The organism is uncultured Desulfovibrio sp., from assembly GCF_910584445.1.
In the GTDB taxonomy this organism is placed as follows: domain Bacteria; phylum Desulfobacterota; class Desulfovibrionia; order Desulfovibrionales; family Desulfovibrionaceae; genus Desulfovibrio.
In genome coordinates, this window is sequence record NZ_CAJUBO010000009.1 from 38,077 (window position 1) to 60,959 (window position 22,883).

The following is a 22,883-nucleotide window of genomic DNA, read 5'->3' on the forward strand; positions in this document are numbered from 1 at the left end:
CAATGCCCTGCACACTGGAGTGCCGCAGTTGCGGCAAGACCTTTTGTGAGACCGAACGGCGGATGGCCTGCCCGGACTGCCGTGAGCCGCTCTGGGTAAAGTACGATCTGGAGGAGTTGCGCCGCGCGCTCTCGCCGGTCATGCCCGGTCCCGAGGATACATTCCTGCGCCAGTGGCGCGCGCTTTTGCCGCTGGAGGACGAACGCCTCATCGACCGTGTCAGCCTTGGCGAGACGGAGAGTCCGCTCCTGCGCTCCCGCAGCATCGGCACGCGCCGGGGCATCGCCGACCTGCGCTTCAAGCTGGAGATGGGACCGACCCTGTCGCTCAAGGACCGGGGCACGGCGTTCTGCACGCTCAAGGCCCTGGAACATGGCTACGCGGGCGTGAGCATCGCCTCTTCGGGCAACAATGCGGCCAGCGTGGCCGCTTACGCCGCGCGCGCGGGCCTGCCCGCCGTGGTCTTCATCCAGGAGCAGGTTTCTCCTTCTAAGGTGATGAAGAGCATTGCCTACGGGGCGACGGTGGTGCGCGTCAGGGGCGGCATGCCCGAGGCCAGCCGGGTCTGCGCGGAACTCAGCGGGCGTTTTCGCTGGGTGAATTGCGGCGGTCCGAATCCTTTCCGCGTGGCGGCCAAGCGGCTGGCAGGCTATGAAATCGTGCGCCAGCTGGGGCACGCGCCCGATGCGGTGGTCGTGCCCTGCGGCGGCGGCGCCGGCCTGGTGGCAATGTACGAGTCCTTCAGGGAATTGCTGGACATGGGACTCATCAGGAAGCTGCCGCGGCTCTACGGTGTCCAGCTTTCGGCCTGCAATCCCACGGAAACGGCCTGGCTTGAGGGCCGCGATACCGTCACTCCGGTGGAAAAGAAGCCGTCGCTCTCGGATGCGATCATGAACAACGATCCGTTCTGGGGCAAGTATGACCTGGCGGTGGCAAAGCGGAGCGGGGGCGGCATCTTCAGCGTCAGCGACGAGGAATTTGTGCATATGATCCGTGAGCTGGGCCGTGAGGAGGGCCTGTTCACGGAACCCGCGGGCAGTGTGGCCGTGGCGGCGCTGGAAAAGATCAGGCGCCGCGACCCGGCGTTCGCTGCCTGCGAAAGCGTGGTCTGCACCCTGACCGGCCACGGACTCAATGCTCCCAAAGTGGCGGTGAGCGATGCCGAATTGCCGGATGCCGTTCCGGCCACGGCAGAGGCGGCCATCGCGGAACTCGAACGCCGGGGTGCCCTGTAGCTCCATCCACCAGTCCAAGGGAGGAACGCATGAAAAAGGTTCTTGGTCTCCTGGCGGCAGTCGCGCTCCTGTGCGCGACCTGCGTCCCCGCCGGCGCGGGGACATATCCGGACAGGCCCATCACCCTGCTCACCGTCTTCAGCCCGGGCGGCGGCAGCGACGCGGTCCATCGGCTGCTGGAGAAATACGCCAAGGGCATCATGCCCGTGCCCATTGTCATCACCTACAAAACCGGCGCGGGCGGCGAATTCGGCTGGACGGAACTGGCCGATGCCAATCCCGACGGCTATTTCATCGGCGGCGTGGACCTGCCGCACATCACCCTGCAACCCATGGTACGCAAGCCCGGCACGCCGGGCTACCGGACGGATCAGCTCCAGCCCATTGCCGGCCTGCTCATCGACCCCAACTGCATCATGGTGAACAAGAGCAGCAAGTGGCGGGATTTCGGGGAATTTGTGGAATACGCGCGGCGCAATCCCGGCAAGGTGCGGGCCGCCATCGTGGGCAAGCTCACCGGGGACCATATCTTCATCCTCAAGTTCGAGAAGGCCACGGGAACGAAGTTCAACATCATCCCGTACACGGGCGGTCCCAAGGTCGGCCCGGCGCTCCAGAGCGGCGAGGTGGATTGCTACTTCGGTTCGCTCAGCGGGCACTTCCGCATGGACAATACCCGCTGCCTGGCCGTGGGCACGCCGGAACGCTATGCGCTTGCCAGGGATATCCCCACGCTCAGGGAACTGGGCGTGGACGTGGTATCGGTCAAGCGCCGCGGCCTGGCGGGGCCGAGGGGCATCGCGCCGGAGCATGTGGCCTACCTGCAGAACGTGATCCGGAAAATCAATGACGACCCTGGCTATATCGAAGGCATGAAAAAGCTCGGGACCCTGCCTGTCTTTCAGACAGCCGAAGAATTCGGCCGGGAGATCCGGGAGGAGACGCTGAACAGCGCCGAAGTGCTCAAGAGTCTCGGCTACGGGCAGAAATAGGCGTCCTTTCCGGGCCGTCGGCGGCCTTTTGCCCTCCGGGCCGCCGACGGCCATGGCCGGAACATGGACACAGCAACCCAACACCGCCGCCGCGCGCGGCGCCTCGGGAGGAAACCATGAAGAAGCTTCTCGGTGTCATCGCGATGGTCCTCATTCTTGGCGGGACGGCCCTTGCGGCCGGGGCTGCCGGGTATCCGGACAAGCCCGTCACCCTGCTCACGGCGTTCAACCCCGGCGGCGGCAGCGATACTGTCCACCGGCTGCTGGAAAAATACGCCAAGGGCCTCATGCCCGTGCCCCTGGTCATTGTCTACAAGGCCGGGGCGGGCGGCGAACTGGGCTGGACGGAAGTGGCCGAGGCCAAACCGGACGGCTATTTCATCGCCGGGGTGGACCTGCCGAGCATCAATCTCCAGCCCATGGTACGCAAGGCAGGCACGCCCGGCTATCGCACCGAGCAGCTCCTGCCCATCGCCAACCTGCTCATCGACCCGAACTGCATCCTCGTAGCCAAAAACAGCAAGTGGAGGACCTTTCAGGAGTTCCTTGACTATGTGAAAAAGAATCCCGGCAAGGTCAAGGCCGCCATCGTGGGCAAGCTCAGCGGCGACCACACGTTCCTGCTGCAATTTGAAAAGCTGACCGGCACCAAGTTCAACATCATCCCCTACACCGGCGGTTCCAAGGTGGGACCCGCGCTCCAGAGCGGCGAGGCCGACTGCTATTTCGGCTCGCTGTCCAGCAGCTTCCGGCTGGAGAACACGCGCATCCTCGCCGTGGGCACGCCCGAACGCTATGAACTTGCCATGGATGCCCCCACGCTCAGGGAACTGGGCATCGACCTCGTTTCCATCAAGCGGCGCGGCATTGTGGGTCCGCAGGGCATGGCGCCGGAGCGCGTGGAATACCTCCAGGACCTCATCAGGAAGATCAACGAAAACCCCGCCTACATCGAAGACATGAAGCGCATAGGGCTTTTGCCGGACTATCAGGATGCGGCGGCCTTCGCGCGCATCATCAGCGACGAGACGGCCACCAGCGCCGACATCCTCAAGAGCGTGGGATACAAGAAGTAGAGTGGGTTGGGAATGAAAGTATCCAGGCCGCTTTGGCGGCGGTAACTGGCGCCCGCGCCGAATGGCGTCCAGACCGCGTTCCGGACGCGAAATGATGGCAGCGAAGTGAGGGAAAATGGATATTTCCCCCACAAAATGCTCTAATTGGCTGTTGCCCTGGCGCCCGCGCGAACCCGCGGGCGCCAGGTCCGGGAGTTCGCCATGCCCTTCGATCTGAGCCTGGCAGTTGCCTATCTCGTCGATCCGCTCCATCTGCTGCTCATGGCGGCATCGGTGGCATTCGGCATCATCATGGGGGCGGTGCCGGGATTGACCTCCACCCTGGGCGTGGCCCTGCTGCTGCCCTTCACCTTCGGACTGGACCCCACCCTGGCCCTCATCATGCTCGGTTCCGTCTATTGCGGCGGGGAATATGGCGGTTCCATCTCGGCCATCCTGCTCAATACGCCGGGCACCGCGGCCGCGCTCTGCACCACCTTTGACGGCCATCCCCTGGCGCGGCAGGGCAAGGCGGCCCTGGCGCTCAACGCGTCGCTCTTCGCCTCCGTCATCGGCGGTCTGGTGGGCGTGTGCGCCCTGTTCTTCTTTTCCCTGCCGCTGGCGGCCGCGTCCATGCAGTTCGGCGCCTGCGAGCAGTTCTGGCTTTGTGTCTTCGCGCTCACCGTGGTCGCCTCCCTGGCTTCCGGCAACCTGCTCAAGGGCATCATCGGCGCGCTCATCGGGCTGCTCCTCGCCTGCGTGGGCATGGACCCGGTCAGCGGCAGCGCCCGGCTGACGTTCAATACCCTGGCCCTGGCCGGCGGCATCAACGTGGTGCCCACGCTCATCGGCCTGTTCGCCATTCCCCAGGCCATCATCCTGGCAAGTTCCGCCAATGTGGCGGCCCAGCTCGCGCCGTACACGCCCACCCCCGGCGTTTTCTTCAGCACGCTCAGGAAGGTGTGCGGCAAGGTGAAGACCCTCGCCATCTCCAGCGTGGTGGGCATCATCGTGGGCATCCTGCCCGGCGCGGGGGGCAATATCAGCTCGTTCATCGCCTATAACGAATCCCGGAGATTTTCCCGCGAGCCGGAAAAATGGGGCACCGGCTATCTCGAAGGCGTCATCGCGCCGGAGTGTTCCAACAACGCCGTGGTGGGCGGCGCGCAGATCCCCCTGCTCACGCTGGGCATTCCCGGCAGCGCCCCGGCCGCCGTTCTTCTGGGCGCGCTCATGACCCACGGCATCAAGCCCGGTTTTTCGCTGTTCACGGAGAACGGCCAGTTCGTCTATACCTATATCGTGGGCCTGTTTGTGGCCTGTCTGCTCATCCTCGCCCTCGGCTCGCTGTTCATCCGCATCTTTGCCAAGATCCTCACCCTGCCGAAGATCTTTACCGTCACCACCATTTTCTGCCTGGCCGTGGCCGGGTCGTATTCCATCCGCGGGCTTTCCACGGATGTCTACAGCATGCTCGGCGCGGGCATTCTCGGGTACGGGCTGCTGCGGCTGAACTTCAATCTCGCGCCGGTGGCCCTTGGTCTCATCCTTGGCGGTACCATGGAGGAAGGGTTCAAGCTGAGCCTGCTCCTGGCCCAGTCGGAAGAGCATCCGTGGCTCTTCCTCGTCTCGCGGCCGCAAAGCCAGGTGCTCATTGCCCTAAGCCTCCTTTCCGTTGCCTATTCCGTCCACAAGGAACGCAAGGAGAAGAAGAACCATGCGCGCGGCTCATGCTGACTGCCTTTGCGCCCTGCTGCTGCTCGGCGCATGCCCTGTCCTTTGCTGGGAAATGCGCGAGGTGCCCTGGGAAGGGCAGGTGTTTCCGCTGGCGCTCATCGCCCTTCTGGCCGCGTGCGCCGTGGCGCTCGGCATTCGCGGCCTGCTGCGGCTCCGGCGCTGCCCGGACGGTCCCTTCCGCTTTTTCGGCGAGATCTCGCCGCAAAAATGGCTGATCATCGTTCTGGCGTTTTGCGCCTATGTGGTCTTTTCCATGAATGCGTCCTTTCTGTGCGGTACATTCGTTTTCGCCGGGCTGATGCCGGTCTTTCTTGAATGGCCGCCCCGGAGGAAGGGCTGGATCGTGGCGCTGCTCTACACTTCCGGGCTGACGCTCTTTTTCGATGTCTTCTTCATCCGGATCATGCATTTCAACTTTCCGGCCTTCTGACCTGCGCTTCCGCAACAGCAGAACGGCCGCCGTTTTCTGCAACGGCGGCCGTTTTCATGGCGGTATTGCGCGCGGGGTTCAGATGCGGATGCTGTCCCTGATATCCTCCAGACGCGCCTTGGCGAAGAGCAGCCAGGAGGTCACCAGTTCCCCGGAATTGAAGAACGAGGTGATGTAGAGCGGGTCATACTCGCAGATGCGGTTGAGGTAGCCCATGGCCGCGTTCATGTTTTCGGCGTTGTTCTTGGCGCTGATCTCGGGATAGAGCACATAGAGGGTGCTGATGAAGTCGCGCAGGACAAGCACGATGCCCTGCACCTCGTAGATGCGGTTATCCAGCTCGTAGAAGTGCATCTCCTGCGAATTTTCCAGCAGGCCCAGGGCATAGCCGAGCATGTTCTCGCCGGTGACGGTCACGAATGCGGCGTAGAGATCGTCGGTGCGGCAGTTGTAGACGCCCTTGCCCGTGTCCAGCGAGGTCTTGTACTGCTCCAGCAGCTTGAAGCCCTTCTTGTAGGCGCCTTCGGCCGAAGGGAACATGAAGCTGCGCGGATCGATGGAGAAGCTGTTGATGCGCGCCTTGTAGAGGTATTCGCTTTCGCGGTCGCTGGAACCGAGCTTGGCGATCTGGCTCGAATAGAGGTCCAGGAGGAACTTGGTGGCGTGATAGACGCCATACTGGCGGTAGGCGCGGTTATCCAGGAGGAAGCGGTTGAAGAGGATGTCGTTGAAGGTCCAGCCGAAGCGGGAATCCAGCTCCCGGCGCATCTGCCAGGTGATGGAATCCAGCAGGAGCTTGCCCTTTTCATTTTCGGTGAGGCTGGCCGCGTTTTCCGGCAGGGGCATGGCCTGCGGAAAGGTCGTTTCGTCCACGGCGGCGTAGAGCCGTTGCAGGCCCCAGAGCGCCACGAGGATGCCGAGCAGGATGCACAGCTGGATGCCCAGCGTCCTGAGCACGATGCGTGTCTTGTGTATACCGGGAAGTTCGTGAAGGTTCATTGACTGTCCTTTCTCACGTCAGGCGGGGAAGGCGGCGCGTCAGGCATCGGGTCCCGCGTCGTCGATCCAGGCCTTCAGCGTGTCCACGATCTTGCGGGCCTGCTCGGCGCTGGAGATATTGAACTTGGATTGCCTGCGGTATTCGCCGCCGGATTTCTTGTACCGCTGGATGACGTATTTGTCCGGCCCGTACTCGCCGGTTTCGGGTTGCCATTGCTGGTAGCGGAAGAGGATGGTCGTCCAGGCGCCCTTGCTCAGGACGGCCTTGTCCATTTCCCTGATGATGAGCTGGCCGTTGTCTTCATAGTCCACGGTGAGATCGTCGATGGATTCGTTCACTGCTGCCTCCGGTGTCGTTCTGGAGAGCGCGCGGCATGCTGTCCGCTGGAGGGGGAAAGAACGCGAGCCGGAAATCCGGTTTCCGGCCCGCGCGTCTGGATCCATCCCGGGGGAGGCTGTTCAGCCGACATAGCTTGCCAGAACGCCCTTGACTGTTTCGGGGAGTTCCGGCGGCGTGACCACCATGTCGGCCGGACCCGGGCCGTAGCGGTCGGCCGTGGTGGCTGCGGTGGCGGTCATGGCCATGAGCCGTTCGGACAGGGTCAGGGTGTGGCCTGAACCGACCTTGCGGCCGAGCATGGTCAGGATGTTGTCCGTGATGTCCACGGGCTGCGCGGCGGTGAACTCAACCATGATGCGGTCTCCTCGTTTTGCGGCTTTTTCGCGCGAGGGCGTCCTCCCGGGGGAACTGGCCTTCCGGGATGGCGCGCCCTCGGGGCCGCGTTAGCGCATTTTCCCGCCGGAACGGGAAAACGCCCTAGGATGCCAAACTACCGGATTCATCGGCACTTCGCAAGGAATCATTAGAGGATTTTTTCTTTTGGCGGAAAAACGTGGTTTTTCGCTTTTTCATTGCCGCGCCAGCATGAGCGTGAACCGCTCCACGGGCGCATAGTCATCGCGCAGCGGCGCGCCCGGCGGGATGGGGCGCTGGTAGCGGTGGGACTCCATGTCCTCTTCTTCCCGGGGAGCGCCGCCTGCCGGCGTACCGGACAGGACCTCGGGCCGGACCTCGGGAAAGGCCATGAGCATGAGGTTCTGGACGCGTTCGGGATGGGCCGGCCTGCCCACGCAATAGACGCGCACCTCCGCGAAGGCCCCGGCAAGCGCGCGCCGGATGCCCCGGAAGAGGCGGCCATCCGGCCCTTCCACGGCCGAAATGACGTTCATGAGCAGGGCGCCTCCCGGCGCCACGGCCCGGCGCAGGGCCTGGGCCGCTTCGACCGTGCCCATCTGGAAGGGGACGGAATAGTGGGAGTTGAACACATCCACAAAAACGAGGTCAAAGGCCGCGTCCTGGCGGTTCAGGAAGGCGCGGGCATCCTCGTGGCGCACCGTGAGGCGCGGGTCGTCCCGGAGTCCGAACCAGCGGCGCGCGCTTTCCGTCATGGCCGGGTCAAGCTCCACCACGGTGAGGCGAAAGTCGTCCCCAAGGCCGCTTTGGCCCGAGAGCAGCCACTTGGGCACGGAATAGCCGCCCCCGCCGAGCATGAGCAGGCGCCGCGCCCGCGGCACATGGCGCGGACCCAGGGCATAGTAGCGCGTATAGTCGAAATAGAGTTCGTCCGGCGCATCCACGAGCATGCCGGACTGACTGTAGCCCGGGTCCGTAGCCATGAGCCGCACGGCCTTGCCCCCGCGCGCGTAGTCCACCCCCTCCATGATGCGGATGCTGTTGTACGGGCTTTCCACCAGGCGTGTGCCGTTTTTTTCCGCCAGCCACTCGGCATAGAGGGTGTCCTGCCAGGCCAGCACGGCGCAGAGCAGGAGCAGGAGGACGCGCCCCCAGGGGCGCTGGCGGCTGTTGGCAAGCGAGAGCAGGAGCATGGCAATGGCGAGGCCCCAGAGGATGAGCGTGCTCCCGAACCAGGAAATGAGCACGAAGCCGCCGAGAAAAGTGCCGAGGATGCTGCCGGCGGTGGACAGGGCATAGAGCCGCCCCACCGTGGCGCCCGCGGTATCCACGCTGGCGATACGCAGGCGGATGATATAGGGCGTGATCATGCCGAAGAAAAAGGCGGGCAGGGCGAAGATGCCCACGGCGGCGGCCACGGCTGCGGCGTAAAGATTGCCCAGCGCGCCGGTCACGCCCGCGCCGATGGCCGTATGGCAAAAGGCCGTGATCCCGCAGCCCGCGCCCGCGCCCGCCAGCGCCTGGCCCAGCCCGCGCCGCGAGAGGGTCCTGTCGGCAAAGCGGCCGCCGGCCCAGGCGCCGAGCGCCAGGCACGCGAGCACCACGCCGATGAGGCTCGTCCAGACAATGGCCGAGGTGCCCACATGCGGCGCCAGCACCCTGCCGCCCACCATTTCCAGCACCATGACGAACGCGCCGCTCAGAAAGGCCGTCAGTTCCAGCATGAACTCCGCCTGTGGTTGTCATCTCCGGGCCTGAAAACACCGCCGCAAGAGCGCCGCGCACGCTTCGGAACGCACGCCGCCCATGTACCAGACGCTACGCCTGGAAACCGGCCCGTCCAGATATTCCGCGCGGGAGACCACGGCCCCGGCGGCCTCGTCCGCCGCGCCAAAGACCACGCCCGCCAGCCGGGCATGGACGATGGCCGCCGCGCACATGGCGCACGGCTCCAGCGTCACCACCAGGACGCAGCCCTCCAGCCGCCAGTTCTTCCGTTGTCGGGCGGCCTTCCGGATGGCGAGCAGCTCCGCGTGCGCCGTGGGGTCGGCGTCGCGCTCCACGGCGTTGCCGGCCCTGGCGGGGAGCGTGCCGTCAGGGGCCACGACGACGGCGCCCACCGGCACGTCGCCCCCCGCGAGGGCGGCTGCCGCCTCGCCCAGGGCCAGTTCCATGAGTCCTTCCCAGCTGCGGCCGGGCGGCGGCGCGGGCACAGGTCCCGCCGGGGCGAAGGCGCGCGGGCGATGCGGGATGGTTCCCGCCGCGACATCTTCCCGCATCCTGCGATCCTACAGGATGACGATCTTTCGCAGATGGTTGACCACTTCCTCCGGCGTGTCGCAGACCGTGAGGAGCTGGTCCAGCTCCTCCTCGCTGATGAAGCCCCCCGCGGCCATGCTCTTGCGGAGCCATTCGAGCAGCCCGCTCCAGAAGCGCGAATCGTAGAGGATGATGGGGAAGGGGCGCGTGCGCCCGGTCTGCGCGAGCACGAACGCCTCGGAAAGCTCGTCGATGGTGCCCATGCCGCCGGGCATGACCACATAGGCGCGGGCGTACTTCACGAACATGAACTTGCGGATGAAGAAATAGCGGAAGTTGCAGCGCGTGGTCACATAGGGGTTGCAGCCCTGTTCGTGCGGCAGCTTGATGTGCAGGCCCACGGAGACGCCCCCCGCCTCTTTGGCGCCCTTGTTGGCCGCCTCCATGACGCCGGGGCCGCCGCCGGTGATGACGCCGTAGCCCGCGTGCGCGAGCAGGCCGGCAAGCTTTTCCGCATCCTGGTATTCCTGGCTCCCGGGCTGGCTGCGGGCCGAGCCGAAAATGGAGATGCAGTTGACCTTGAGGGCATTGAGTTCGTCCAGGGCATTGACCATTTCCGCCATGATGCGGAAGGTGCGCCAGGATTCCGTGGTGGCGGAGGCGAGGTCGTCCACGATGTTCTGCTGAAATTCAGGCATGCCGGTTCCTTGAGACGGCGCGGGGTCCGGTCGCCGCCCGAGGGGGACGGCGGGCGGACCCCGCAAACCGTAGCGGTTGTCAGTTGACGGTGATGAGTTCGTACTGCGGATTGCCCATCCTGTGTTCGGCCATGGCCGAAAGCTGGCGCAGGCCGTGGCGGCTCTGGATGCGCTCGCGCAGATCCTTGCCGTCGGCGCTGGCAAAGACGAGGTCGCAGGCGGCCTGATCAATGGCGAGCAGGTCGCTGGAGGCAAGGATGCCGATGTCCCTGATACTGGGCGTCTGGGCGCGGGTGCCCGCGCAATCGCAGTCCACGCTCATGTTGCGGAGCACGTTGATATAGACGATGTGCTTGCCGAAATGATCAGCCACGGCCTTGGCGGAGTCGGCCATGAGTTCCATGAGCTTTTCCCTGGCGGGCCACTTGCTCCAGTCGGCGGGCGGGGTCCCCGTCACGCCGTGGACCTGGCGCTTGCCCACCTGCCCCGAGGCGCAGCCGATGGCGATGTTCTTCATGGAACCGCCGAAACCGCCCATGGCATGCCCCTTGAAGTGGGTGAGGACGATCATGGAGTCATAGTCCATGATGCCCTTGCCCATGGCGACTTCCTTGAGGTGGAAGCCATCGGCCACGGGCAGGCTGACGTCGCCGTGCTCGTCCATGATGTCCACGGGGCAGAAGGTCCAGCCGTTGACCTTGAGGGTCTCGCGGTGCTTGGCCGTGGTGTCGCGGCCGCCCTGATAGAGGGTATTGGTCTCCACGATGGTGCTGTCCGGCACCTGGGCCTGGAAGGCCTTCACCATGTCGCGCGGCAGGATGTTGGGACCGTTTGGCTCGCCCGTATGGAGCTTGATGGCGACCTTGCCGTAGATGTTTTCGTTGACGAGCGTATAGAGCTTGATGAGGCTCGCCGCGTCGATGACCGGCGAAAAATAGACCTTGGCCGCCGAACCCTTGTGCGGCGTGCCCGTGACGTTGCGCGAACCCACGACAGGCGCCTGGGCGTTGCCGGAAGCCTTGCCGGACGCGGGCGCTGCGCCGGAAGCCCCGGCCGCCAGGGTCGCGCCCGGCGTGAGGAACGCGGCGGCGGCAAGCAGGGCCGAACCCTGGAGCAGCTTGCGCCTGGAAACAGGGATGCTGTGCATGGTATCCCTCCTCTCCGCCCTGTGGGGCGGTTTCCGTTTCCCTTATCGCGTTCTCCCGGCCCTTGTCCATGCCCGTGGGTGGCTTCGGGAGGAGATTGCGGGAACGGCGGGTTTTTGCCGCGGGGCGCTTCGGGCGTTGCGCGGCATGATGTGCTGCCCCCGTTCTCCGTCAAAAACCGTCTTTTTGACGTTGGCGGCGTCACTGGACGATTTTTGTCGGTCATGTACATGAGTACACTCCCTCCAAAAATCGTCCACTTCCTTGCCAGCGCCGAAAAATCCGTATTTTTTAGGATTCCGGCGGCGACAGCCCCGCCCTGCGCTTCGCTCCGGGCGGATAGCGGAAGGGGCCGTTGCCTGTTGGTTTCGGAACTCTTGATGAAAAGACAAAAAGGAATCCTGCCCTTTCTCCGTTTCTCGCAATGCGGCGCATTGCGAGAAACGCGAACGGGGGTTTGGGGGCCATCGGCCCCCAACGGGGTGCGGGGCGGCGCCCCGCGACAAAAAAACGCCATTTCCTCCGGCCATTGCCCGCGGCGCCCCCGGCGTCAGGAGCCGATCCAGATGAGGCTGGCCTGCCGGCCGCTGCGCGCGTCGTGCCGGTGGGAGAAGAAGCGGTCCGCATTGAGGCTGGTGCAGATGTCCAGGCCGAAGATCTGGCGCGGGGGCACGCCGGCGCTTTCCAGCTGGCTGCGCGTCAGGCTCCAGAGGTCCATGCACATGGTCGCCGCATCCAGCCAGGGGCGGAAGCTCTCGTCCCATTCTTGCGTGAAGTTGACGAATTCCGCCCGGGAGGGTCCCAGGCTCGGGCCGCGCACGGCAAAAATATCCGCCGGGTCAAGCCCGCGCAGGGCGCAGAAGCGCCGGACGCCGCTGGCGGGAAAGTTGTGGCGGTTGCCGCGCCAGCCCACATGCAGGGCCGCCACATGCCTGCCGCTCCTGTGCGCGAGCAGGACGGGCTGGCAATCGGCGGTCTTGATGAGCAGGCCGCGGCCGGGCGTGGAGGTCAGCATGCCGTCCGCCTCCGGCGCCGCTTCCATGCGGTAGTCCGGCAGGGCGGCGGCCGGCGGCGCGGGCGGCTCGTCGGCCATGGCGTCGCCATGGACCTGGCGGACCTCCGCCCAGGTTTCAAGCCCCCCGGGGCGCAGGCGCGCCAGCAGGGCGGCGCGGGCGGCCCTGGTGGCGGCGGGATCGTCGCCGGCCCTGAAGGAGATGTTGCCGCCGGACCACGGGACAGGGGGGACAGGGGGAACCGGCGGGACGGGCGAAACCGGGGGAACTTGCGAAACGGGGGAAAAGCCGGGACCGCCGGACGCGTCGGCGCCGCGGCCCTGAAAGGCGCACCATACGCGGGGCACCCCGGGAAAGCGAAACCAGGTCAGCGCGATATCCAGAAGAGTTCTCCTTCCGTGCACAGGCCGTCCACGGGCTGATCCCACGCGGCGCGCGGGAGTTCTTCCACGATCTGGAAGCCGAAGCAGAAACCCAGAAGCGGGCAGGCCCGCGCGCTGCCCCCCGTCGCTTGGCGCATTCTGGCCCGGGCGCCGAGAAAGCGGTCATAAAAGCCGCCGCCGTGGCCCATGCGGCTACCGTGGCGGTCAAAGGCCACGCCCGGCAGCAGGAAGAGCTGCGGCTGAAAGGCCGCGTCGCCGGGTCCGGCGCCGGGCAGTTCCGGGCGCGGCTCGTTGAGTCCGAAGGCGCCGGGGCGCAGGCTCTCCGGTCCCGGGCAGCGGACAAAGTCCATGAGGCCGTCAGCCACGGAACGCACGCGCGGCAGCCAGACTTCGCGGCCGGTGGCCCAGGCCTCGCGGAGCAGGAGGTCCGTCGCCACTTCCCCGCGCACGCCCGCATACAGGGCCACCCGCGCGGCCTCCCGCCAGCAGGGCGAGGCCAGGAGCCGTTCCTGCGCCGCCAGCGAGAGTTCCGCCGCCCGGGCGGCAGGCTGCGCCCGCCTGCGGCTGAGCAGGGCGCGGCGCACTTCCTCCCTGATGCCGCCGGATGCCGGGGCGTCAGCGGGGGCTTGGGGCGAGGCCGGGGCGCCGGGCATGGCCTTTTCTTCCATGACGAGTTGTGGCAGAGTTGGAAAAGAGCGGCAAACCCCCGGGTTGCGCCCCTGAGCAGGCGCTCATGGGCGTGCCGCAATCCCCGTCAGCATAGCAAAGGACAGCATCCATGCCAAGCACGGAACAGCCCTCCGGTCCCGAAGCCGCGTCAGCCTCTGCTTCCGGGGCGGAAGCCCGACAGGATTATCTCTGGGTCGTCGTGGGCGACATTCACGACGCGCCGGAGAACTTTGCCGAAATTCCCGAACTGGCCCAGGCGGACGGGGTGCTCGTCACCGGCGACCTGACCATCACCGGCGGCGTGCGCCAGGCCGAGTCCGTCATGAAGGCCCTGGCCGCGCCGGGCCTGCCCGTCCTGGCCCAGATCGGCAATATGGACAGGCCCGAGGTGGACGCCTGGCTCAGCGAAAAGGGCTGCAACCTCCATACGCGGGTGCGCGAGATTGCGCCGGGCATCGCCGCCTTCGGGGTGGGGGCCTCCACCTTCACGCCCTTCGGGACGCCCAGCGAATTTCCCGAATCTTCGTTCGCCGCGTGGCTGGAAGCGGCCTGGCGCACGGCCAGGGCCTTTCCCCATACCATCCTGGTCTCGCACAATCCGCCCAAGGACACGGCCTGCGACGTCATCCCCGGCGATGTGCATGTGGGTTCCTCGGCGGTGCGCGAATTTCTGGAGGAGAACCAGCCGGACATGTGCCTCTGCGGGCACATCCACGAGGCCCGCGCCATTGACCGCATCGGCCGCACCGTCATCGCCAACCCGGGCGCGCTGGCCCAGGGCGGATATCTGGTGCTGCGCTCCAACGGCGGCCGGCTTTCCGTGGAGCTGCGCGTGCTCGGGGGCAAGGCATGATGGACTGGTCGCGCAAGCGCTGCGTCGTGCTGGATATGGACGGCACGGTCTATCTCGGCCATATCCCCATTCCCGGTGCCGTGGCGTTCATCCGGGAGCACTGGGACGAGCTGGATTTTCACTTTCTCAGCAACAATACCTCCAAGTCGCCGCAGACCTATGTGGACAAGCTCAACGGCATGGGCATCCCGGCGCGGCCGGAGCTTTTGCTCTCGCCGGTGACGCCGCTGGTGGACTTTTTGCGGGCCAATGGCATCAGCCGCGCCTATACCGTGGGCAACCGGGATTTTCAGCGGGACCTTCTGGGCCGCATGCCGGAGCTGACGCTGGGCGAAGAAGGCGCGCAGGCCGTCATCCTGGCCTACGACACCGAACTCACCTATGAAAAGCTCGCGCGTTCGGCCCTGCTGCTGCAAAAGCCGGAAACGCTCTTTCTGGCGACGCATCCCGACCTCGTCTGCCCCTCGCCCGAGGGACCGCTGCCGGATGTGGGCAGCATGATCGAACTCTATGCCACGGCCACGGGGCGGCGCCCGCAGCATATCTTCGGCAAGCCGGACCCGGCGGTGCTGGCGCCCCTGCTGGCGCGCTATGCGAAAAGCGACATGATTATGGTGGGCGACCGCCTGAGCACGGACAAGAAACTGGCGGAAAACGCGGGCATCGACTTTGCCCTGGTGCTCAGCGGCGAAGCCACGCGCGAGGACCTGGCCCGCGAGACGCGGCAGCCCACGGTGGTGCTGGAAGACCTGGGCCATGCGCGCTGGGGCGGCCGCTGAGACCATTCCCGCGGAAAGATCAGGGCCACCCGTTTTCCGGCGGGTGGCCCTTTTGTCTCCACAAGAGTTCCGCCGGCGCTTTGCGCCTGGCGCGCTTTTCCGCGTAACGGAAAGATCCCCTCATGCGCTGACGGGTCCTCATCCTGCGCCACCTGCGAAAAAAAGGGGAGCCGTGCGGCTCCCCTTTCGGATGCGATGTGGATTCGTTCAGGCGAATGCCTAGAAGGAATACACGAAGCTCGCGTTGATGTTCCAGGCGTCCTTGGTCTGCGGGATGGACTTGCCTTCCTTGTGGCGGGCGCCCCACGCGGAGGTGCTGGTGTCGAGCCACAGGGCGACGTAGTCGGCTTCCAGCGTGACCGTGAAGTTCTCGTACATCTTGTAGGTGTTGGTCAGGCCGAACTCCAGCGCGCTGTCGCCGGTGGTGAGGTACAGGGCTTCCATACCCATATCGGCCGAATTCCAGAAGACACCCTCACGGGACATCTTTTTGGCCATGGTGGTGCTGTTGGTGCCGCCGATGTAGTTAACGCGGAAGGTGTGCTTGAGGTCTTCGATGAAGCTCATGTCCTTCAAGCGCGCGCCGATGCCCCAGGTGCCGGCCATGCCGTGGCCCACGACGGAATCACGGGCGATGTACGGATCACCGTCAAAGGCGAAGTTGGAGTACTTGTTGGTGTTGTTGCCGTCCAGGCTGGGCAGGCGCTCGGAACCGTTGGACGGGTTGTTGTCGTCGCCGGAGGCGTACCAGCCGTAGAGGCCGGGGGTGGCCCAGTCAAGCTTGTACTCGGCCAGCAGGGTGGCGAACCAGCCCTGGCGGTTCAGGCGGCCGTCGTCATCCCAGGTCACGGAGCCGTATTCGAAGTCCCACGCGAGGCGGAAAGGATCGAACATGGTCAGCTCGCCGGAGAGGCCGCCCCACCAGGCATTGCCATAGGAGGTCAGCTTGCGGTTGGCGATGCCGTCAGCTTCGCTGAAGTTCTTGTGGCGCGGGCCGCCCGCCGGGAAGAGGCCGGAATTCACATAGTTGCGGCCGGCGCCCATATTGGCGAGGTTACCCGCCCAGTTGTCTTGGGCATCGCGGAAAGTATTGGGACCGATGGCGGCATACATGCCCCAGGGGGTCACTTTCACGCCGTCAAAGGTCAGCGGCACGAGCAGGCCAAAGGCGTCCATGTTGTCCATGTAGTTGGCGCGCCAGTTCTTCTGGCCGCTATGCGTGGTGCCCGCGTAGTTGTCGTTGTAGGGACGCGCCCAGAAGGCGGTCACGCCGACCATCTCGTTGATCTGGTAGTTGGCAACGATGCCGGCCACGTCGTCATTGAGCACAGAGTTGCCGGAGGCGTAGGCGGGCGTGGTGATGTTCTGGATGCCCATGCGGAACTTGAGGTCAGTCTCGGGCACCATCCAGTCGATATACGCCTGCTTCAGCTTGACGACACTGTTATCGTCAGCGCCGAGAGCCGCGCCGCGGCCCGTGCCGGTGGCTTTGCCCCAGAAGCTTTCGCCGATTTCAAAGTAGACCGTGCCGGAGAGGGACTCGGAAGCCACGGCGTCCAACTGCAAACGCACGCGCTGGCGGGCCTCGAAGTCATCCTGGCTGTTGTTCCAGCCGGTGGGCTTGTGGCCTTTGTACTTGCCCTGGAAAGTGCCATTCTGGCCGTAGTCGAACGACATGATCCACTGGCCCTTGGCCTTGAAGTCGATGGCGCTGGCGCCGGTGGCGGCGCCGAACACCAGACCGGCCGCCAAAAGAAGCGTCGCGATCTTTTTCATTGTTGAACCTTCCTTGTTTTGCCCGCCCCACAATGGGGAAGACGAAGTTGCTGAAACCTCGGGGAACCCTTCTCCCCGTGAGGGCAAAATACGCAATCCCCGGAGGGGATGCAAGCGTTTTCGTGCAAAAATTTTTACCCTTGCGGGATCATCCGGCGCGGGGAAAATTCTTTTCCTGCGTTATCAGCAGGTTACAGATTTTCCCCGCCGAAAAAAATTTTTATCGCCCCGTGGGACCGGCCTTGCCCTGGCGCACGAGTTCGGCCACCTGTTCCACATCCTTGTCGCCCCGGCCGGAAAGATTGACGAGCAGCACCGCGTCCCGCCCCATGCCGGGGGCCATCTTCACGGCCTGGGCCAGGGCGTGGGAAGATTCGAGCGCGGGCAGGATGCCCTCGTGCCGCGAGAGGAGGAAGAACGCCTCCAGCGCCTCCTCATCGGTGACGCTCACATAGTCGGCGCGCCCCGCGTCCTTGAGCTGGGCGTGTTCCGGACCCACGGAGGGGTAGTCCAGCCCGGCGGAGATGGAGTAAACGTCGCCCGCGCCGCCCTCGGCATTCTTGATCATGTAGGAGTTGAAGCCGTGGAGCACGCCCGGCTCGCCCAGGCAGAGCGAGGCCGCGTGCTCGCCGTAGGCGTTGCCCCGGCCGCCAGGTTCCACGCCCACCAGGCGCACCCCGGCGTCATCGAGAAAGCCGGCGAACATGCCGATGGCGTTGGAACCGCCGCCCACGCAGGCCAGGCACGCATCAGGCAGGCGGCCAAGCTCCGTGAGCATCTGGGCGCGGGCCTCGCGGCCGATGACGCTCTGGAAATGGCGCACCATATAGGGGTAGGGATGCGGACCCACGGCGGAGCCGAGCACATAGAACATCTCCGGGTCGGCGATCCAGGCTTCCAGCGCCTCGTCCACGGCCTCCTTGAGGGTGCGCTGGCCGCTTCTGGCCGCCACCACGCGCGAGCCGAGCATTTCCATGCGGATGACATTGAGCCGCTGGCGGTCCATGTCCACCTCGCCCATATAGACCGCGCAGTCCAGCCCCATGAGGGCGGCGCTGGCCGCGGTGGCGACGCCGTGCTGCCCGGCGCCGGTCTCGGCGATGACGCGTTTTTTGCCCATGCGCTTTGCCAGCAGGCACTGGCCCAGGGTATTGTTGATTTTGTGCGCGCCCAGATGGTTGAGATCTTCCCGCTTGAGCCAGATCTGGGCGCCCCCCAGGGTCCGGCTCAGGTTGGCGCAATGGAAGACCGGGCTTGGGCGCCCCGCGAAGTGGGTGAACAGGCTGTCCAGCTCGCGCTGGAAAGAGTCGTCCTTTTGGGCGGCGCCGAAGGCGTCCGCCAGTTCATCCAGGCGCGCCTTGAGCGGCGCGGGCACGAACTGGCCCCCATAGGCGCCGAAAAATCCCCTGCTGTCCGGCGTGCCCCCGAGGGCGGCGTCATGCTTCTCGCGCATGGTATTCTCCTTAAAAGATATGCTGCATTTTTCTCGTGTTTCCCGCTGCGGCGCGCGGCATGCGCCGCGCGGGGAAACCCGCTCACTCTGTCGCTTTTGCGCGGGTGCTGTCAAGCGCTTCCCCGATGGACACGGGAGGCGAAAGCCGGTATGCTGCGTCGCTTGCCGCCGCGCCCCGCGGAGGTTCCCAACCGGAGGCCATGACCATGCTTGACGAACGCTACATCGGCGACGGCAAGGTGCTGCTGCTCGCGGGCGGCGGCAGGATCTTCACCGACATTGCGGCCCGCTTCGTCCGCAGCGAGCGGGAACTGGAAGAGATCGCGGCGTCGCCCTATTCGCGCGACATCGTGCGCAATATCCTCAGCATGGGGCACCGCGCCGCGCTGGAGTTCGACTGGTTCCTCTTCGGCGTGGAGGGCTATTCCCGCGTGACCGAGGTCCAGCTTGTCCGCAAGCGGCACGCCTCCTACCTCATCAAGTCCGGCCGGGCGGAACTCAAGGGCAGGCGCCGTTTCAGCGTGGCGTATCCCCGCCGGGTGGCGGACTTCGCGGCGGACGTGACCCTGCCGGACGGGACGGCCGCGCGGCTCAGCGGCCGCGACCTCGCCGGGCTTTCGCGCCAGTGGTATGAGGCGGGACTCGCCGCGGGGCTGCCCGAGGAAGATCTTCGCTATCTCAAGCCCCAGGCCACGACCTTCAAGGCCATCATCGGCATGAACGCCCATGCCCTGCTGGACTGGTTCTCCATCCGCTGCTGCCGCAACGCCCAGGCCGAGATCCGCGACCTGGCCTGGAAGATGCTGCGCCTCTGCCGCCAGGCAGCCCCTGATCTTTTTGAAGGCGCCGGTCCCAACTGCGTGCAGCTTGGCTATTGCCCGGAAAACGCGCTGCAGAACGCGGCCTGCCGCGGGCGCGTACTCACCAGAGATGAGGCCCTGGCCCTCCTGCGGGAACAGCGCAAGGCCCGGCACATGCCGGAGCCTGCGGAACTGGCCGAGGGACCGGACGGCCCGGGGGGCATGGCGCCGGGGCAGTCCTGGGGCGAGGGGACGCGCCGCTGAGAGCTAGGGTCAGACCTCATTAAACTCCGTTATGGTTTTTTCAGCGAGGAAAGGAGATTTTTCCGCTGGCCGCCCGAAGCGGAGCGAAGGGCGGGGGCTGTCGCCACAAGGATCCGAAAAAATAAGATTTTTTTGCGCTGGCAAGGAAATGGGTGATTTTTGGAGGGAGTGTACTCAGGTACATGACCGACAAAAATCGCCCAGTGACGCGACCGAAGGCGGCGCGAAGCGCCGTGCCCGTTCGAGCGAAGCGAGGTACGGGCATCGTCCGCAACGCGTCAGGCCAGCGCAAAAAGGGCTGTTTTTGACGGATGATTGTGGCATTGCACAAGCTGCCCATTCCAAGTCAGCAGCCCCTCAACAGGTCCAGACCCAAGAAGACCCATCGCCGCGCTCCGATCCGGGAGGGGGCGGGTGGCGTGGTGCCGCCGTTCTCCGTCAAAAGCCGCGGTCTTCAGGCCCCGGCGGCGCCCCCGGCACGGCCGCCGCGCGTGCGGGCGCGGACGCCTGTTCCCGGGCGCAGCCGTTGACCACGGCGCCGATCATGATGCCGAGGTGGCTCATGGCAAGCGCCAGCCACCAGATGCGATAGAAATCATGGCCGAAAATGCCGTTGACGAGCCAGCCGGCATAGCCGAGCCAGAACCAGGCGGTGAGCCGCCAGTAGATGCTCCCGCCGTTGCCTTCCGTGGCGCATTCCCGCATCAGGCGGGGCCGGATGCGGCGCCACCCCCACCAGAGGAAGCCGAAGAGAAAGAGCATGCCAAGGCTGAAGCCCACGATGCCGTGGGCATAGAGCAGGTCGAGGAAGACATTGTGCGGGTGGCTGATGGTGATGACTTCCTCCTGCGGGGCCAGCCCCAGCGCGCGGAAGGCGGCATTGTACTGCCCCGCGCCCGCGCCGAACCACGGATGTTCGAGAAAGACGCGCCAGCCGAGCCGCCAGAGATCCCACCGGTTGTCGCCGGCGATGCTTTCCGGGGCCAGCCGCATGGGCTGGAACAGGGAAAACGCGCCCAGAACGAGGACCGGCCAGAGCAGGGTGCGCCACTGCCAGCGGCGGCAGCGCAGCAGGACCCAGAGGCCGAGCGACCCCGCGATGGCGAGCGCCCCGCTGCGGCTGGAAGCCCCCTGGAACAGGAAGAACGCCGGGCCGAGCAGAAGGCAGAACGCCGCCAGCGCCTCCGGGACGCGCAGTTTCCGCCGCAGGATGAACCAGACGCCGAAGGCGGGGATGAGCGCCAGGGCAATATAGTTGCCCACGGTATAATCGCCGAGGCTTCCCGTGAGCCGGCCGGCGTTGGGCGCGTAGCCCATGATGAAATCCCTGCCTGTGGCGGCCTGCCAGATGCCGTCGATCCCTTCCCAGAAGCAGGCCGTGACGCACGCCCACACGAGGCGGCGCAGGTCGCGCCCGTCGCGGACGCATTCCATGCCGATGAATGGCAGGATGAATCCCTTGTTGATGCCTGTCCCGGCATGGAGCAGGGAATCGAGCGGGGAGGAGGAACAGAGGATGCCGATGGCGATCATGAGTCCGGCGCAGCCGAAAAGCCATTTGACCCGCAGGCGGGCGAGGACGCTCTCGCGCCAGGCATGGCGATAGTAGAGCGCAAGAAAAATGAGGCAGATGACGGGCATGACCTCGCGCATGCCATAGCCTATGGGAAAGCTCGCCAGCGAGAGCCAGAACGCGCCGAACAGGCAGGTATGCCAGAACTCCGCGGGCCGTTCGGCGCGCGCCGCGCGGCAGCCGCACAAAAAGGCGCGGATGCGGGCGCCTGCGGCGGCAAGATGGCGGTTCATGGCATTCTCTCCCTGCTGCCCGACCGTGCTTCTTCCGGTGTCGGCGCGCTGCCGCTCCGGGGATAGGCGATGAATAGGGGAAAGAATATAGACGCGGGAAAGAAAAATTTCAAGGCCGGCCGTACTTGTCTTGCGGAAACTATGGGGCTATCATGCCCCGTCACTGATGCTGCCGCGCCCAGCGGCACCGGCCATGGCCCCTGATGGATGAACCCCGTCTGTTTCCCTAGAGGAAGGTATGCCCCGATTTTCCGAGTCCGCGCGCACTGCCGAAGGCGCGCGTTTCACCAGTTTTGATGAAGTGTACAGTGCTCTTTATGTCGATTTTGACAACATCTACACCCGTCTCCTCGAGGCCGACCCCGACGCGGCCCGCGCCTTTGGCTTTTCGCCCTACCGCTGGGTGCGCTGGATAGAGAACCACGCCCTGCGGATCCTCTACGGGGACGGCGTGCGCCGGCGCATCCTCAAGCGCACCTGCTACTTGAATCCCGAGCGCTACCGGGAATTTCGCAATCCCTTCATCCGCAGCGCCTTCCAGGTGGTGGACTGCCCGCCGCTCACCGCGCGCGGCAAGACGAGCACGGACATCCATCTCGTCATGGACTGCATGGACGACCTTTCGCATTCCACGCATTTCGACGAGTTCATCATCCTTTCCGGCGATGCGGATTTCACGCCGCTGCTCATCCGCCTTCAGGAGCATGCGCGGCGCACGCTCGTGCTTTCGGTGGGCTATTCCTCGCCCGCCTATGCGGCGGCCGCCTCATGGCGCATCCGCGAGGACTGGTTCATCCAGCAGGCCCTGCGCGATGACCGCGCCCCCGAGGGCGAGGAGGACTCCGTGGCGGGCCACGCGACGCGCTTCGCCCCGGCGCCGCAGCGCGCGGCAACCTTCGCTCAGGGCGATGACGAGGAGGAGGACCCCTGCCCCGGCAACGAATGACCGGCAGCGGGCGTTCCCCGGCGATTTTTCCGGCAACGGGCTGTCCGGGCCGGTTTTTGAGCACCGCAACCATTCGAGGAGGCCTCTCATGTTCCGTTCCCTCTGTGGCGGGTTCGTACTCGCCCTGGCCGTCGTGGCCCTTGGCGGTATCGCGCAGGCCGCCGAAAAATACACCGTGGCGAGCGACTGCACCTGGCCGCCCATGGAGCTGCTTGACGACCAGAAGCAGCCCACCGGCTATTCCGTGGACTATATCAAGGAAGCCGCCAAGGCCGCCGGCATCGACGTGAACGTGCAGAACGTGGCCTGGGACGGCATCTTCGGCGGCGTCGCCACCGGCAAGTACGACATCGTGGCTTCGTCCACCACCATCACGCCCGAGCGCCAGAAGCAGTTCGACTTCACGGTGCCCTATTATGAAGTGGAGCAGGCGGTCATCCTGCCCGCGGGCAAGAGCATCCAGAGCCTTGCCGACCTCAAGGGCAAGAAGGTGGGCGGCCAGATCGGCACCACCGGCATCTTCGTCATGCGCAAGGCCGACACGGGCGCCACGCTGCGCGAATATGACGACGTGGGCCTCGCCATCCAGGACCTCGTGGGCGGCCGCATCGACGCCGTCATCTGCGATGACCCCGTCGCCATGTACTATGTGAACAAGAAGCCCGACACCGCCGGCAAGCTCAACCTCTCCTTCAAGACCGGCGACAAGGAATACTACGGCTTCACCGTCCGCAAGGGCCGCAAGGACCTGGTGGACAAGCTGAACAAGGGCATCAAGGCGGTCAAGGATTCCGGCAAGGAAGCCGAACTCATCAGCAAGTGGATGGGCGACGGCAAGTAGCCTTCATCTGCGGTTTTCACACGGGGCCTGGACAGGACTGCCCGCGGAGGAGC

At 65.5% G+C, this 22,883-nt stretch carries 22 protein-coding genes; 10 read left to right on the forward strand and 12 right to left on the reverse strand.

The window, feature by feature from the left end; translation table 11 throughout:
• The first annotated feature begins 2 nt into the window (after positions 1-2).
• From QZ294_RS05695 to QZ294_RS05715, 5 genes are all read left to right on the forward strand, one after another.
• A complete protein-coding gene (locus QZ294_RS05695) occupies positions 3-1,238 on the forward strand; it encodes a pyridoxal-phosphate dependent enzyme (RefSeq protein ID WP_297047834.1) in 1,236 nt (411 codons plus the stop codon).
• 29 nt (positions 1,239-1,267) lie between these two features.
• Positions 1,268-2,230, forward strand: coding sequence for a tripartite tricarboxylate transporter substrate binding protein (locus QZ294_RS05700; protein ID WP_297047836.1), 963 nt, complete (start codon positions 1,268-1,270; stop codon positions 2,228-2,230).
• Positions 2,231-2,346: 116 nt separating this feature from the next.
• A complete protein-coding gene (locus tag QZ294_RS05705) occupies positions 2,347-3,306 on the forward strand; it encodes a tripartite tricarboxylate transporter substrate binding protein (protein WP_297047839.1) in 960 nt (319 codons plus the stop codon).
• Positions 3,307-3,507: 201 nt separating this feature from the next.
• A complete protein-coding gene (locus QZ294_RS05710; protein WP_297047841.1) occupies positions 3,508-5,022 on the forward strand; it encodes a tripartite tricarboxylate transporter permease in 1,515 nt (504 codons plus the stop codon).
• Positions 5,003-5,452 carry a hypothetical protein gene (locus QZ294_RS05715; RefSeq protein WP_297047844.1) on the forward strand — a complete coding sequence of 150 codons (450 nt, stop codon included), beginning with the start codon at positions 5,003-5,005 and terminating at the stop codon, positions 5,450-5,452. The genes QZ294_RS05710 and QZ294_RS05715 overlap by 20 nt, the downstream gene beginning before the upstream one ends.
• 78 nt (positions 5,453-5,530) lie before the next feature.
• Here QZ294_RS05715 and QZ294_RS05720 read toward each other — a convergent pair whose 3' ends face one another.
• The 9 genes from QZ294_RS05720 to QZ294_RS05760 form a co-directional block, all read right to left on the reverse strand.
• Complete coding sequence (locus QZ294_RS05720) at positions 5,531-6,451, reverse strand: DUF2333 family protein (RefSeq protein ID WP_297047845.1); 921 nt, start codon at positions 6,449-6,451, stop codon at positions 5,531-5,533.
• A gap of 39 nt (positions 6,452-6,490) precedes the next feature.
• Positions 6,491-6,790: a hypothetical protein gene (locus QZ294_RS05725; RefSeq protein WP_297047847.1), complete on the reverse strand. Its 300-nt coding sequence runs from the start codon at positions 6,788-6,790 to the stop codon at positions 6,491-6,493.
• 120 nt (positions 6,791-6,910) lie between these two features.
• On the reverse strand, positions 6,911-7,144 hold the full coding sequence (locus tag QZ294_RS05730) for a hypothetical protein (RefSeq protein ID WP_297047849.1): 234 nt from the start codon (positions 7,142-7,144) through the stop codon (positions 6,911-6,913).
• A 216-nt stretch (positions 7,145-7,360) separates the two neighbouring features.
• Positions 7,361-8,869, reverse strand: coding sequence for a fused MFS/spermidine synthase (locus tag QZ294_RS05735; protein WP_297047851.1), 1,509 nt, complete (start codon positions 8,867-8,869; stop codon positions 7,361-7,363).
• Positions 8,870-8,887: 18 nt separating this feature from the next.
• Positions 8,888-9,424, reverse strand: a complete 537-nt coding sequence (locus QZ294_RS05740) for a nucleoside deaminase (protein WP_297047852.1) — start codon at positions 9,422-9,424, stop codon at positions 8,888-8,890.
• A 9-nt stretch (positions 9,425-9,433) separates the two neighbouring features.
• The gene (locus QZ294_RS05745) at positions 9,434-10,102 is read right to left on the reverse strand and encodes a TIGR00730 family Rossman fold protein (protein WP_297047854.1); all 669 of its coding nucleotides are present in this window, start codon (positions 10,100-10,102) and stop codon (positions 9,434-9,436) included.
• A 79-nt stretch (positions 10,103-10,181) separates the two neighbouring features.
• Positions 10,182-11,249 carry a DUF362 domain-containing protein gene (locus QZ294_RS05750; RefSeq protein WP_297047856.1) on the reverse strand — a complete coding sequence of 356 codons (1,068 nt, stop codon included), beginning with the start codon at positions 11,247-11,249 and terminating at the stop codon, positions 10,182-10,184.
• A gap of 548 nt (positions 11,250-11,797) precedes the next feature.
• A complete protein-coding gene (locus tag QZ294_RS05755) occupies positions 11,798-12,664 on the reverse strand; it encodes a polyphenol oxidase family protein (protein ID WP_297047857.1) in 867 nt (288 codons plus the stop codon).
• A complete protein-coding gene (locus QZ294_RS05760; protein ID WP_297047859.1) occupies positions 12,628-13,296 on the reverse strand; it encodes a 5-formyltetrahydrofolate cyclo-ligase in 669 nt (222 codons plus the stop codon). The genes QZ294_RS05755 and QZ294_RS05760 overlap by 37 nt, the downstream gene beginning before the upstream one ends.
• A 125-nt stretch (positions 13,297-13,421) precedes the next feature.
• Here QZ294_RS05760 and QZ294_RS05765 point away from each other — a divergent pair, with 125 nt between their 5' ends.
• On the forward strand, positions 13,422-14,165 hold the full coding sequence (locus QZ294_RS05765; RefSeq protein WP_297047861.1) for a metallophosphoesterase: 744 nt from the start codon (positions 13,422-13,424) through the stop codon (positions 14,163-14,165).
• Positions 14,165-14,944 carry an HAD-IIA family hydrolase gene (locus QZ294_RS05770; RefSeq protein WP_297047952.1) on the forward strand — a complete coding sequence of 260 codons (780 nt, stop codon included), beginning with the start codon at positions 14,165-14,167 and terminating at the stop codon, positions 14,942-14,944. The genes QZ294_RS05765 and QZ294_RS05770 overlap by 1 nt, the downstream gene beginning before the upstream one ends.
• A gap of 219 nt (positions 14,945-15,163) precedes the next feature.
• Here QZ294_RS05770 and QZ294_RS05775 read toward each other — a convergent pair whose 3' ends face one another.
• Both QZ294_RS05775 and trpB read right to left on the reverse strand, forming a co-directional pair.
• The gene (locus QZ294_RS05775; protein ID WP_297047863.1) at positions 15,164-16,720 is read right to left on the reverse strand and encodes an outer membrane homotrimeric porin; all 1,557 of its coding nucleotides are present in this window, start codon (positions 16,718-16,720) and stop codon (positions 15,164-15,166) included.
• Between the two features lie 220 nt (positions 16,721-16,940).
• The gene (gene trpB, locus QZ294_RS05780; RefSeq protein WP_297047865.1) at positions 16,941-18,173 is read right to left on the reverse strand and encodes a tryptophan synthase subunit beta; all 1,233 of its coding nucleotides are present in this window, start codon (positions 18,171-18,173) and stop codon (positions 16,941-16,943) included.
• A 200-nt stretch (positions 18,174-18,373) separates the two neighbouring features.
• Here trpB and thyX point away from each other — a divergent pair, with 200 nt between their 5' ends.
• Entirely contained in the window at positions 18,374-19,237 is an 864-nt protein-coding gene (thyX, locus tag QZ294_RS05785; protein ID WP_297047867.1) for an FAD-dependent thymidylate synthase, read from the forward strand.
• 438 nt (positions 19,238-19,675) lie between these two features.
• Here the strand turns inward: thyX and QZ294_RS05790 are convergent, their stop codons facing one another.
• Positions 19,676-21,043, reverse strand: a complete 1,368-nt coding sequence (locus QZ294_RS05790) for an O-antigen ligase (protein WP_297047869.1) — start codon at positions 21,041-21,043, stop codon at positions 19,676-19,678.
• A gap of 238 nt (positions 21,044-21,281) precedes the next feature.
• On the opposite strand from QZ294_RS05790, the gene QZ294_RS05795 reads away from it, so the two are divergent.
• Together QZ294_RS05795 and QZ294_RS05800 are read left to right on the forward strand one after the other, a co-directional pair.
• Positions 21,282-21,989 (forward strand): NYN domain-containing protein, encoded by a 708-nt coding sequence (locus QZ294_RS05795; RefSeq protein WP_297047872.1) that lies wholly within the window; start codon positions 21,282-21,284, stop codon positions 21,987-21,989.
• A gap of 88 nt (positions 21,990-22,077) precedes the next feature.
• Positions 22,078-22,830, forward strand: coding sequence for a basic amino acid ABC transporter substrate-binding protein (locus QZ294_RS05800; RefSeq protein WP_297047874.1), 753 nt, complete (start codon positions 22,078-22,080; stop codon positions 22,828-22,830).
• Positions 22,831-22,883 lie beyond the last annotated feature (53 nt).